The organism is Pseudomonas sp. H1_G08, assembly GCF_054681355.1.
Genome location: NZ_CP162822.1, coordinates 3,444,638 through 3,458,061, shown reverse-complemented (window position 1 = coordinate 3,458,061; position 13,424 = coordinate 3,444,638). Strand labels below are relative to the sequence as shown.

Here is a 13,424-nt window from a genome sequence, read left to right as displayed (position 1 = left end):
GAGCCGATCTTCATCTTGTTCAAAAACTAAGTCCGGCTCAGGAAAATGAAGCTGTTTTGTGCCGTTTCCAGACTCGAGTTCGGCGCGATGTTTGAAGTCGGTGTAACTCGGATAAACAACCCGGTCAGTCCCCTCTCCCTCTGGGAGAGGGCTAGGGTGAGGGGCTTTTGGCGGTGTCAGTGGGCCACACTTTTGACGTCAATTTTCGAGCCCGAAAATCGGTGGTCATTTAGCGACCGGGCCTCTAAAGTGGCATCCGGTCTGTAGAGTAGGACACTCGGTCAGCCTCCTATCGCACGGTGAGTCAACGATTGACCCATAACGCCATTCAACGCCTTTTGCTCAAACGCTTCGCCCTCGCTGCGGCCACCTACGGATTGGCTCTGCTGCTGCTGTGGCTGGCGTTTTTCACCGGGCATTACCAGCAATCGCTCAGTGGCGTGGCCATCGGCAGCGCGCTGGTGGTGATCAGTCAGGCGAGCCTTTTCGCCATGTTCTGGAGCGGGCGCAACCAGCGCTTCGCCGACCCCAGCCTGACCGAAGCGCAAGTGCTGATGGGTCTGGGCTGGCAGACGTGGCTGATCGCCCATGTCGACGAAGCGCGCGGCGCGTTTCTGGTGTTTTACGTGCTGATCCTGCTGTTCGGCCTGTTCCATCTCACCCGACGAGTATTCATCCGCTGCGCGCTGTTGGTGTTCTTCAGTTTTTCCGCGATTACACTGTGGGACGCCTACCACTTCCGTTTGGCCGAGCCTGCGCTCGCAGCGTTGCAGGTGTGCATTCTGGCGATGGTCTTGGCGTGGCTGGTGCTTTACGCACGTTTTGTCCAGGTTTCCCGGCAACGTCAGCGCCAGCGTCGGTTTGCCTTGCAGGCGCATCAGGACACCCTGCGCGGGATGATGCGCCAGCTTGAAGATCTGGTCGCCACCGACGAACTGACCGGGCTGTTCAATCGCCGGCATTTCCTGCGCATCGCCTCGCGCGAGCTGAACGCGCTGGACAGCGACGTGATGCACGGGCTGGCGCTGATCGATCTGGACCACTTCAAGCGCATCAACGACCTGCACGGCCACGCCGCCGGCGATCAGGTATTGCAGGCGTTTGCCGGGGTGGCGCAAGCCTGTCTGCGCGACGGTGACGTGCTGGCGCGTTATGGTGGCGAGGAATTCGTCGTGCTGGTGCCCGACTGCGATGCCGAACGCCTGACCGCGTGTTGCGAGCGTTTGCGCATCGCCTTCAGTGAGGTGGAATTGATGGGCCTGCAAGTGCGCAACTTGAGCCTGTCGGCGGGCATGACCCTGCTGTCCGTTGGCGATGATCTGGATGAGGCGTTGCAGCGTGCCGATCAGGCGCTGTATCGGGCCAAGCGTGACGGGCGCAATCGTTGTGCCGCCGCGTGGGAGAACGTCGATGCCTGAATTGCGCGTCGGTGATCGGCAGTGGACGGTTGAGACCCGCAGCAACCTGCTCGACAGTCTCAATCAGAACGGCGTTGCCGTGCCCTACAGCTGTCGCGCCGGCAGTTGCCATGCCTGTCTGGTGCAATGCATCCAGGGCCTGCCCGCCGACAATCGTCCGGATGCCTTGAGTGCCGAGCAACGTCAGGACGGTTGGCGCCTGGCTTGTCAGTGTCAGGTGGTCGAAGACTTGCAGGTACACACCTTCGACCCGATCAGCGACGGCCGCCCGGCCGTGGTCGAAGCGCTGGACTGGCTCAGCGACAGCGTTCTGCGCCTGCGCCTGACCCCGCAGCGGCCATTGCGCTACAGCGCCGGCCAGCATCTGGTGTTGTGGATCGGCCACATCGCCCGACCGTACTCGCTGGCGAGCCTGCCGCAAGAAGACCGCTTTCTCGAGTTCCACCTGGATTGCCGCCAGCCCGGCGAATTCATCGATGCCGCACGCAAGCTGCAGATCGGCGACTCGATCCGCCTTGGCGAACTGCGCGGCGGTGCCTTGCATTACGATCCGGACTGGCACGCCCGGCCGCTGTGGCTGCTGGCTGCCGGCACTGGTTTGGGGCCGTTGTTCGGGGTGCTGCGTGAGGCCTTGCGTGAGGATCACCAAGGCGCCATTCGCGTCATTCACCTGGCCCATGACGAACGCGAGCACTATCTGGCCAAACCCCTTGCCGCACTGGCCGCGCAGCGCGAGAACCTCAGTGTCGAGCTGTGGGCAGCGGCCGACTCGGCCGCCGCTTTGGCACAACTGCGCCTTGTTTCCCGGCAGACCCTGGCCTTAGTCTGCGGCTCGACGACCAGTGTCGACGCATTCGCCAAGCGTCTGTACCTGGCCGGATTGCCGCGCAATCAACTGCTGGCCGACGTGTTTGTAAGCCGTGGTTGAGCGCTGATTTTCAGACGCGAGACACGCCATGACCGAAGCCATCCTGCTGGAACGCGAACGCGGTTTGCTGACCCTGCGCCTCAACCGCCCGGACAAGAAAAACGCCCTGACGCGCGCCATGTACAGCCGCCTCGCCGAAGCACTGAAACAGGCCGACAGCGACCCCGAAATCAATGCCGTACTGATCAGCGGCAGCGCCGAGTGCTTCACCGCCGGCAATGACATCGCCGACTTCATCGAACAACCGCCGAGCGACCTCGACAGCCCGGTGTTTCACTTCATGCTCAATCTGCTCGAATGCCGCAAACCGGTGATCGCCGCCGTGGCCGGTGCTGCGGTGGGTATCGGCACGACCCTGCTGCTGCATTGCGATCTGGTCTATGTCAGCCGCGACGCCCGGCTGCGCATGCCGTTCGTCAACCTCGGATTGTGCCCGGAATTCGGCTCCAGCCTGATCCTGCCGCGTTTGCTCGGGCAAGCGAAAGCGGCTGAGTTGTTATTGCTCGGCGAAGGCTTTAGCGGCGCACAGGCTGCGCAATGGGGAATTGCCACAGACGCGCTGGACAGTGGCGCGGCTGCGTTGAGCAAGGCCCGGGAAATGGCGCTGCGTTTTGATGAGCTGCCGGCCGAAGCGGTGCACATCAGCAAGCAACTGATGCGAGCGCCCGATCGCGAGCTGCTGCGCAAAGTGATCGAGGAGGAGGGCGCATTGTTTACCCAGCGGCTGCGTTCGCCAGAGGCGGTGGCGGCGTTGAGCGGGTTCTTTCGCTGAGTGTCAAGACGCCTTCGCGAGCAGGCTCGCTCCCACAGGAGATTGCATTTCAAGTGTGGGAGCGAGCCTGCTCGCAAAAGGGCCTTACCAGACAAAATATCTGTTGAATCATAAGCAAAAAAGCCCCGCCATTCACATGGCGGGGCTTTTGCGTTTCAGCTGCCGGTCACTCAGACCTGCGGATCACCGACATGCAGGATCTTCATGCCATTGGTGCCGCCAGTGGTGTGGTAGCTGTCGCCCTTGGTCAGGATGACCCAGTCGCCTTTTTCCACGACGCCGCGCTTGGTCAGTTCGTCGATGGCTTTCTGGCTGACTTCGTGCGGTTCCAGCGAGGCCGGGTCGAACGGGATGGTGTAGACGCCACGGAACATTGCTGCGCGGGCCTGGGCTTCGCGGTGCGGGGTGAACGCGTAGATCGGCACCGAGGAGCGGATCCGCGACATGATCAGCGGGGTGAAGCCGCTTTCAGTCAACGCGATGATCGCTTTGACGCCCGGGAAGTGGTTGGCGGTGTACATGGTCGCCAGCGCGATGCTCTCGTCGCAGCGGCTGAATTCCTTGCCGATGCGGTGGCTGGAGGTCTTGCCGGTCGGGTGTTTCTCGGCGCCGACGCAGATGCGCGCCATCGCCTGCACGGCTTCCAGCGGGTAGAGACCAGCGGCGGATTCGGCCGAGAGCATCACGGCGTCGGTGTAGTCGAGCACGGCGTTGGCCACGTCGGATACTTCGGCGCGGGTCGGCATCGGGTTCTGGATCATCGACTCCATCATCTGCGTCGCGACGATCACGGCCTTGTTGTGGCGACGTGCGTGCAGAATGATTTTCTTCTGAATGCCCACCAGCTCGGCATCGCCGATTTCCACACCGAGGTCGCCACGGGCAACCATCACCGCGTCGGAGGCCTTGATCAGGCCGTCGAGGGTTTCGTCGTCGGCCACGGCTTCGGCGCGTTCGATCTTCGCCACCAGCCAGGCAGTGCCGCCGGCCTCGTCACGCAGTTGACGGGCGTATTCCATGTCGGCGGCGTCGCGCGGGAAGGATACGGCGAGGTAGTCGACTTCCATTTCGGCGGCGAGCTTGATGTCGGCCTTGTCTTTTTCAGTCAGGGCCGGCGCGGTCAGACCGCCACCGCGACGGTTGATACCTTTGTGGTCGGACAGCGGGCCGCCGATGGTCACTACGCAATGCAGTTCAGTGGCGGTGGCGGTTTCAACGCGCATCACCACACGGCCGTCGTCGAGCAGCAGCTCGTCGCCCACGCCGCAGTCCTTGACCAGATCCGGGTAGTCGATGCCGACCACTTGCTGGTTGCCCTCGGTCAACGGATGGCTGGTGGAGAAGGTGAACTTGTCACCGATCTTCAGCTCGATTTTTTTGTTGGCGAATTTGGCGATACGGATTTTCGGGCCTTGCAGGTCGCCGAGCAGGGCGACAAAGCGGCCGTGCTTGGCAGCGAGGTCACGCACCAGCTTCGCGCGAGCCTTGTGCTCGTCGGGGGTGCCGTGGGAGAAGTTCAGACGGGCGACGTCCAGACCAGCCAGAATCAGCTGTTCGAGAACTTCCGGCGAGTTACTGGCCGGGCCAAGGGTAGCGACGATTTTGGTACGACGGACGGACATGCAAAGACTCCTGAGTTCAAGCGCAGGCAGAGGCTACTATGCTCGAAGGGTGTAGTCATTGTTCGAATGCACTACTTATCGTTTTCTTTATTGAACGCGGCAACTTTGCGACCAGCGCGTCTGAAGTTTTCCGACCTGGGGTCGATACAGAGCACAAGACAGGAGAACCCCCATGCGATTGTTGCCCATTGCCGCCCTTGCCCTCAGCGCCCTCGCCGCGACGGGCTGCACCCGTTGGTCGATGAACCACCATTTGAACAACGCCTACAGCGCCTATGAACGCGGCAACTGCGAGCAGGTCATGCTCGAACTGTCCAAGGTCGAACGCGCCAGCCGCAACCGCCCGTACGTGTGGCCGGAAGTGTCGATGATGCGCGGTCAGTGCCTGGAACGGCAGAAGCTCTACATCGACGCGGTGCAGACCTACCAGTTCATTATCGCTTCGTACCCCAACAGCGAATACGCCTACCGCGCCCGCGCGCGTCTGGAAACGTTGCAGAGCCTGGGCCATTACCCGACACGCAGCGCCGCTGCGGTGGTTCGGCCGACGCGCTTCTGACGCGGTTTTCGTACAAAATCTGGCCGTCTGTACAAGCTCCGCTATAGTCAAGGAAACCGTTTCGAGCCGTGTCTCGATAACGGCGCAACACCTGCGACTGGCAGTTACAAGGTGACGGCGATTGTCGCGACCGTCACACCGGAAGCGGGGAGAGCGGGCCTGTCGCACAGGTTCGTTCCGAAGCACAGGTGCGGCTCCGTGACGGAGCCCTGCATGGCGAACAGCACATCATGTTTACCGACCGCCGGATCGAACGGCATCAATTGCCGTATTACCTCAGAGTGTTCAACAGCGTCACCGACAAACCCGTCGGCTTTCTCGGCAATGTGTCTACGGACGGGCTGATGCTGATCAGCCAGTTGCCGATGATGATCGGGGTGGATTTTCAGTTACGCCTCAAGGTCCCCGCCCGCGATGGCAGCCAGCAAGTCATCGATTTCAGCGCCTGTTGCGTGTGGTGCCATGAAGACGCCACGCCGCTGCATTACGACGCCGGTTTCATCCTGCGCCGCGCTCCCCCGGAGTTCGGCCAACTGGTGCTGGCGCTGAAGCAGTATTTCAGTTTTCAGCCGTTGCCCGCTTCTGCCTGAACAGCAAAAGATCGCAGCCTTCGGCAGCTCCTACAGGGGGAGCGCATTCCAAATGTAGGAGCTGCCGAAGGCTGCGATCTTTTGATTTTTACGTCACGCCACCGCGATCGCCCGCTCCTGATCCAGCGCCTTTTCCGCCAGCAATAGGCCCATCTCGCTCAACTGATAGATCGCCATCGCCAGATGTCGCGGCTTGTCCTCGAGGCTGTCCGCCAGGTCGAGCAGCAGAATGCTGACCGAAGAAAAGGTTTCGTAGGTTTGAATGGCCATCGCTTCGGGGTTGATGTCGGGCGCGACCATGAACATCTGCATGCCGCGATCGACGGAATTGCACGACGGCGCAGCGGCGGGTTTTTTCAGGTAGTGATCGAGGGCTTTTTCAGCGGCCTCGTGGAGTCTGGTGGAATCGGGGGAGGCGTAGGGGGAGGTCGAGTCTTCGGTTTCAGGGGGATTGGGTGTTGGTTTGATCATGGTGATAACCCTTGGTTGGGGCCTACACCCCTCGCGACTAAACGAAAGGGTGGCGGCTGGACGCAGGTTAGTCGACCGGGGGTATCACCAAAAACCGGCGCGCCGAAGCGCCCTGCGTACAGCCACCATCGAGTGCGGGGATAGGGATTACCCGACTGGATGACGCTTATACACCTTGATGACAAACCCCCGGGCGACTAAACCCGACCACTGATTGGCAGCGGCACGGATCACGTTACGGGGCAGCTTCAAAGCGCACAAGCCGGCGGATTCTGAGTGATGTGTAGGCAACGGCGCAAGCCGATGTAGCCGCGTGTTAATGACTGAAGGACGTCTGCATGTTGCAGCGTGGGAATAGTTACCGCTGATCGGGACTGTCAGGTTTTACAGGTGTCATTTCGTGCTTACGGTTCTTCAATGAGGCACCCAGGTACCGACGGTATAAGGAAGCTCGATCATGTCCGACCATGAGAACCCAGGCTCCAATCCTCCAGAAGATGGCCCGTTTCCTGAGGACCATCGCCCTTCCCAAAAATCCGATGATCCGATTTCCGAAGAGCCGGGAATCCTGGTCGCGGATTTGGAGTATGAGGCCGGCTCCGAGTCACTGTTAGTAGATACCACGATGGACTTCAAGTTTCGTATACCGGTAAACGATGGCCGTTATCACAACGTTCATCTGGATTTTCACGGAGCCGATAATTACTACCGACGTATCACTGAAAGTGCATGGTTGGGGGGCGTCTGGCACAGTATTCGAGTCGAAGACCTTCCCGAGAGTGACCTGCAAGTCAGAGTTGATGGAAGATGGGATTACATTGATCAATGGTCAAGGTGGACACCGCGGACTTTGCTGGTCAGAAAGGCTGCTCGCATTGCCAGCAATCGTACTGTGACTACAACGGTTCCAGGCCTCGCCGGTAAAGGCAGCAAAATCACGCTTGTGCGTCCCAATTCAGGCACTGTACTGAGCACAACGGCCATTACCAATGGCTACGGAAATTGGACTGTCACGCTCCTTGATAATGTCCCTCAGGGTTTACAGGATTTCATTATCCGTGAGGAGTATGGAAATACGCAGGGGCGCTACGCGGGGAAAGCGTCACTGACCGTACTCAAGCCTGTAACGCTCAGTCCGTTGCCGCAGGTTATAAGTACACAAACGCCGCAATTTGCGGGTACAGGCGGTCTGCACCAAGAGTTGACAAGAGTGGATGTTTACATCAAAGACACATCGATCAAAGTATTGGCCTACGCAAAGATCGAAATTGATGGGTCATGGGGTGGTACCAGCACTTATAAGTTTGCGTTCGGCAAAAATTATTCTCTAGTCGCCAGTCAAAGATACGATGGCGCAACATCTGTGCCGTCAGTCCAACGAAATTTTTATGTCATTGACCCCCCCCGAATAACGTCTCCTGGATTGACGCAGACGGTGGACATGACATCGACGTTCACAGGCACTGTCGTCGCCGGGATCTCCAGTGCTGTTGCTGTGCGTTCGGAAAACACCCAAGCTCAAATCAGCACCCCAACCGATGCCGCCACAGGCGCATGGTCTGCATCTTTCACGCTGACACCTGGTCCGCATTCAATTGTCGGCACGCATACCTATTTGGGAACGACATCACTGACCAGCCAACCCTTCGGCATACGAGTACGCACGGGCAAGCCGACGGTCACATATACGCAAGCCAATGAAACGATCACATTTTCCGGCACCGGACATTTCGACGAGAAGCTCAGAACCGAAATCGAGTTCACTATCCTCGAAAGTCCAGCCGACCCAATGCCGGTCGCGCCTCCAAATGCACAAGTACAGCGCAACGGCACTTGGAGCACCACCGTAACGGGCTGGAAATTTGGCACCTATAAAATCAACGCCGTCCAGAAGATCAGAGACAACGCCAGCGGCTGGATCGACTCGCTGCCGCTGACCTTCGAAGTAAAGAATGTCCTCCCCGATGTCAGTGATGTGCAATTCACCAACGACTACCAACCGACCTTCAGCGGCAAAGGCTTCAACGGCGCCACGGTGAATCCACGCAGGCCCAATAGCGGAGATCTCGAAGCGCCAGCAGTGGAGGTTGCTGGCGGGCGGTGGTCTACCAAGGCTTCAACGGTCTGGGGACCCTCGTTTGAGCGTCAGGTCCACATCAAGCAATATCTCGACGGGCACCAGTCGCCGAACTGGTTTGTCCTCAAAGTCACCATCCCGCCGCAGGCACCTGGCCTGAACGAGCCTGAAGATGACGGACTTTCGCCCAGGTTCAGCGGCACGTGCTGGCCGGGTGCAACCGTGAACATTGAGTACAGCGACGAAACCGGCATTGTGCACAAGGGCATCGTCAGTGCTGACACGTGGCAGTTCAGGCGCGACAAAGAATTTGCCCCGGATATCACACATACCGTCACGGTAACCCAGGTCGCCGCGCAGCAAACTTCGCAGCCGACGTCCACGACCTTCATAGTCAGGAGAGCGATGGTTACGCCAGTGATTACCCAGCCGCCGGACGGCTCGGAAGTCGGTCGTGCTGTAACGGTCGAGGGCACGATGGGTATGGTGGGCGCCACTTTGCAACTGCGCGACAAGCAGTTTGATCGTCCCTTGGGCGATCCGAAAATATTGAGCCAGGATGGCGACTGGTCGATTGACCTGAGTCTCGAGCAATTCAGGCTCTACACGTTTGACGCCCAGCAGACACTGGACGGTCGACCGTCGCTACACAGTGACGAGCATGAATTGACGGTGGTGCTGCTACCGCCAGAATTTCTCCAGCCGATACAACACGGCAAGTTGCCACGAACCGCGTTGCTCAAGGGTACGGGCATGAGGGGCGGGGTTGTCGACGTCTGTCTGCAAGGGCTTGCCGAACCTCTGCTCAGTGATGTCATTGTGGATTGGGCGGGCAATTGGCAAGCCGAAGTGACGTTGCCGGTGGGCAGCAAAACGATCTGGGCCCGGCAGAGGTTCATGGATGAAAGCGGCAAACTGCAGGAGTCGAAAGACAGCGAGCCGCTGCACTTTGACATTGTGCCAGCGGCACCCTTCATTGAAACCCCGATCGAGGGCGATGCCATCGGGCAGCAGGTGGTGGTGTGCGGTTTTGGCGTGCCGGGCGATACGGTTACGGTGACCCTGGTCGGTGCCGCGCGTTCCGAGCCGGCAAGCGCCGTCGTGCAGGAAAATCGCACCTGGTCAGTGATGCTCGATGCAAGTCTGCTCGGCGGGGGGCTTTACCGGCTCGAGGCAGTCGCATCTCTGGACGAGTTCGAATCATTTGAAACCCTGCGCTCGGTCTTTCTGGGTACTTTCCGACCTGTGCTCGACGGGCCTGCAGCCGGACGCTGGGTCAGTCATCCAGTGCAGTTCAGCGGCAAGGGCCGTCCGGGCGTGGGCGCCATCGTGAGTTGGTACAACCCGGATATTCAGTGGCTGGCTCAGGTACCCGTGGTCGATGAGCACTGGCGCGGGGCGGCGACAAGGGCACTGCCTCTGGCGGGCAACTGGTACCGATTCCGGCAGACGCTGACTGACGCGGCGGATGACGCAACGATGTCCGATTGGGCCGACAGTGCGCGTTTTGAAGTCGAAGCCGCGCGCCTGATCAGCCATGCCGGGCGGCGTTACTCAGGTGTACAAGCTGGTGGACTCTGAGTGATGTGTGGCAACGACGCAAGCTGATGCAGTCGCGTTTAATGGCTGAAGGACGCAAGGATACTAAGGCGTGGAATAGTTACCGCTGGTCGGGACTGTCAGGTTTTACAGGTGTAGCGATGTGAGGCACCGGTATTCAATGAATTTACCTGTTGCATCAATCAGCCACCTTGCCCTTTCTGAGATCCGGCCATGGAACAAGATGATGGTATTAAAGATCCTTCCGACAGCTTGCCCCCGAAACAAGAGGTAGTCTGCGCTGAGGAGATCGGAACGGATGTGACATTTGTAACCCATGAGCTTCACGCGGAAGAAGACGGTAGGTGGGCGCAGCTTCGAGTGAGCTATGCCTACTCCTACGATGGTTCGACATTTACTTGCATCGTGTCAGCGTACAGAGCAAAAGAGAATCGACGTTATGAAGGGAATGTAAAATTCTATCTTTCTTTGGTTAGCGGTGAAGGTGATGTAAGAGAACTGACGGGCAGTGCTCGCCAGACCGGTGAGTGGATTGATCTTGATGAACCCTATCGAGAAACGATTATCGCCAATCAAAGAAACGTAACAGTGGGGTTTGATTATATTTATGATGTGGGTAACGCAAGTGATCCGGTTCTGAAAACCTACAAGGTTGCCAATTATCGGATGCCCATTCCAACCATCAGTGCAATCCGAAACTTCACATCTTCAACTTTCTCTGTCAAGGGCACGGGAGCAATATACCGTTATACTGTTGTCTTGGATGATGGGCGCGGTACGATTGGGGCAGAAGAGGCTTTCTACGATCCTTGGTCAGTGCCCGTCACCGTGGCAGAAAACAAGAATTCTCTAAGTTTTCAAGCATATCAAATGTACGCCGGTAAGGTTTCCGAGCGGACGGCTTATGTAACAGTCTACCGCGCTCGAATAACTTACCCGACAGCTAATGCGTTGGTGTTGGCAAAGGATCTGGTTTGTTTCAGAGGTATGGCTGCGCCGGGTACTGTTATCAGAGTGGTTGGGCATTTGGATCATTATGAAAACTGGAGTGAGGTTATTACTGTCGGAAAGTCCGATACGACTTGGGAGGCTCCGGCAATAAAGGTCTCTGGCAGCGGGACGTTCTCGGTTGTCGCCCAACTTAAATCACCCAATATCAATCATTTTTATACCGATGCCATAACTGTCAGAGTCATGGGGCTGCCGTTAATATCCAAGCCACCTGCGGGAACAGTTTATGAACAAGACTTCCTTCTGACAGGAAGCAACGGCTTGGCTGGGGCGCGATTGAGAGCATTTTTTGATCTGACGAATGATCCTGTTCGTGATTGGGAAGTCGTTAGCAATGCAGACGGGGCGTGGGAGGGGATGATCAACGTGCCGCCAGGGCCGATCAGCCTGGTCGTCGAACAGGATCTGGATGACGTGTCATCCGGACGCAGTGCACCACAAGCCTTCAGGATTCGCCCCCCCACTCTGAAACAGCCCAACGTCACCATCTCCGGCACCACGGTGACCTTTGCCGGTAACGGTTATTACGATCGCGATCTCAAATCTGAAATCCAGTTCACCGTCAGCGGGGGCGCGGTGCAAGTTCCCGCGCCTGCAAATGCTGAAGTGATGCCGGGAGGCATCTGGGAAACCGCAGCGCAGTGGCCTTTGGGTACCTACAACGTCTCTGTCATTCAAAAAATCGCCGACAACGCCAGCGGCTGGATCGACTCGCTGCCGCTGACCTTCGAAGTAAAAAATATCCTCCCCGATGTCAGTGATGTGCAATTCACCAACGACTACCAACCGACCTTCAGCGGCAAAGGCTTTAACGGCGCCACGGTGAATCCACGCAGGCCCAATAGCGGAGATCTCGAAGCGCCAGCAGTGGAGGTTGCTGGCGGGCGGTGGTCCACCCAGGCTTCGAGCGTTTGGGGACCCTCGTTCGAACGTGAAGTACACATAAAGCAATTTCTCGACGGGCACCAGTCGCCAAACTGGTTTGTCCTCAAAGTCACCATCCCGCCGCAGGCCCCTGGCTTGAACGAGCCTGAAGATGACGGACTTTCACCCAGGTTCAGCGGCACGTGCTGGCCGGGTGCAACCGTGAACATTGAGTACAGCGACGAAACTGGCATTGTGCACAAGGGCATCGTCAGTGCTGGCACATGGCAGTTCAGGCGCGACAAAGAATTTGCCCTGGATATCACACATACCGTCACGGTAACCCAAGTCGCCGCGCAGCAAACTTCGCAGCCGACGTCCACGACCTTCATAGTCAGGAGAGCGATGGTCACGCCAGTGATTACCCAGCCGCCGGACGGCTCGGAAGTCGGTCGTGCTGTAACGGTCGAGGGCACGATGGGTATGGTGGGCGCCACTTTGCAACTGCGCGACAAGCAGTTTGATCGTCCCTTGGGCGATCCGAAAATATTGAGCCAGGATGGCGACTGGTCGATTGACCTGAGTCTCGAGCAATTCAGGCTCTACACCTTTGACGCCCAGCAGACACTGGACGGTCGACCGTCGCTACACAGTGACGAGCATGAATTGACGGTGGTGCTGCTGCCGCCAGAATTTCTCCAGCCGATACAACACGGCAAGTTGCCACGAACCGCGTTGCTCAAGGGTACGGGCATGAGGGGCGGGGTTGTCGACGTCTGTCTGCAAGGGCTTGCCGAACCTCTGCTCAGTGATGTCATTGTGGATTGGGCGGGCAATTGGCAAGCCGAAGTGACGTTGCCGGTGGGCAGCAAAACGATCTGGGCCCGGCAGAGGTTCATGGATGAAAGCGGCAAACTGCAGGAGTCGAAAGACAGCGAGCCGCTGCACTTTGACATTGTGCCAGCGGCACCCTTCATTGAAACCCCGATCGAGGGCGATGCCATCGGGCAGCAGGTGGTGGTGTGCGGTTTTGGCGTGCCGGGCGATACGGTTACGGTGACCCTGGTCGGTGCCGCGCGTTCCGAGCCGGCAAGCGCCGTCGTGCAGGAAAATCGCACCTGGTCAGTGATGCTCGATGCAAGTCTGCTCGGCGGGGGGCTTTACCGGCTCGAGGCAGTCGCATCTCTGGACGAGTTCGAATCATTTGAAACCCTGCGCTCGGTCTTTCTGGGTACTTTCCGACCTGTGCTCGACGGGCCTGCAGCCGGACGCTGGGTCAGTCATCCAGTGCAGTTCAGCGGCAAGGGCCGTCCGGGCGTGGGCGCCATCGTGAGTTGGTACAACCCGGATGTTCAGTGGCTGGCTCAGGTACCCGTGGTCGATGAGCACTGGCGCGGGGCGGCGACAAGGGCACTGCCTCTGGCGGGCAACTGGTACCGATTCCGGCAGACGCTGACTGACGCGGCGGATGACGCAACGATGTCCGATTGGGCTGACAGCGCGCGTTTTGAAGTCGAAGCTGCGCGCTTGCCCCACGCCGACTCCTGAAATC

Annotated in this window: 9 protein-coding genes; 7 read left to right on the top strand and 2 right to left on the bottom strand. The window is 58.7% G+C overall.

Features of this window, described 5'->3' with window-relative positions:
* Nucleotides 1–311: 311 nt before the first annotated feature.
* The 3 genes from AB4N85_RS15660 to AB4N85_RS15650 are packed head-to-tail and all read left to right on the top strand — an operon-like array spanning nucleotide 312 to nucleotide 3,118.
* Entirely contained in the window at nucleotides 312–1,418 is a 1,107-nt protein-coding gene (locus AB4N85_RS15660; protein ID WP_073471934.1) for a GGDEF domain-containing protein, read from the top strand.
* Complete coding sequence (locus AB4N85_RS15655; RefSeq protein WP_460064948.1) at nucleotides 1,411–2,346, top strand: iron-sulfur-binding ferredoxin reductase; 936 nt, start codon at nucleotides 1,411–1,413, stop codon at nucleotides 2,344–2,346. The genes AB4N85_RS15660 and AB4N85_RS15655 overlap by 8 nt, the downstream gene beginning before the upstream one ends.
* A 28-nt stretch (nucleotides 2,347–2,374) precedes the next feature.
* Nucleotides 2,375–3,118 carry an enoyl-CoA hydratase-related protein gene (locus AB4N85_RS15650; RefSeq protein ID WP_056787833.1) on the top strand — a complete coding sequence of 248 codons (744 nt, stop codon included), beginning with the start codon at nucleotides 2,375–2,377 and terminating at the stop codon, nucleotides 3,116–3,118.
* Between the two features lie 170 nt (nucleotides 3,119–3,288).
* On the opposite strand, the gene pyk is transcribed toward AB4N85_RS15650, so the two are convergent.
* Nucleotides 3,289–4,740: a pyruvate kinase gene (pyk, locus tag AB4N85_RS15645; protein ID WP_024014116.1), complete on the bottom strand. Its 1,452-nt coding sequence runs from the start codon at nucleotides 4,738–4,740 to the stop codon at nucleotides 3,289–3,291.
* Between the two features lie 172 nt (nucleotides 4,741–4,912).
* Between pyk and AB4N85_RS15640 the strand changes: the two genes are divergently transcribed.
* The gene (locus AB4N85_RS15640) at nucleotides 4,913–5,299 is read left to right on the top strand and encodes a tetratricopeptide repeat protein (RefSeq protein WP_252868177.1); all 387 of its coding nucleotides are present in this window, start codon (nucleotides 4,913–4,915) and stop codon (nucleotides 5,297–5,299) included.
* A 230-nt stretch (nucleotides 5,300–5,529) separates the two neighbouring features.
* Nucleotides 5,530–5,889, top strand: coding sequence for a PilZ domain-containing protein (locus tag AB4N85_RS15635; RefSeq protein WP_041479819.1), 360 nt, complete (start codon nucleotides 5,530–5,532; stop codon nucleotides 5,887–5,889).
* A gap of 93 nt (nucleotides 5,890–5,982) precedes the next feature.
* Here AB4N85_RS15635 and AB4N85_RS15630 read toward each other — a convergent pair whose 3' ends face one another.
* Entirely contained in the window at nucleotides 5,983–6,360 is a 378-nt protein-coding gene (locus AB4N85_RS15630; RefSeq protein WP_133339801.1) for a DUF6124 family protein, read from the bottom strand.
* A gap of 457 nt (nucleotides 6,361–6,817) precedes the next feature.
* Between AB4N85_RS15630 and AB4N85_RS15625 the strand changes: the two genes are divergently transcribed.
* Nucleotides 6,818–10,018, top strand: coding sequence for a hypothetical protein (locus AB4N85_RS15625; RefSeq protein WP_252868175.1), 3,201 nt, complete (start codon nucleotides 6,818–6,820; stop codon nucleotides 10,016–10,018).
* 192 nt (nucleotides 10,019–10,210) lie between these two features.
* Entirely contained in the window at nucleotides 10,211–13,420 is a 3,210-nt protein-coding gene (locus AB4N85_RS15620; protein ID WP_252868174.1) for a hypothetical protein, read from the top strand.
* Nucleotides 13,421–13,424 lie beyond the last annotated feature (4 nt).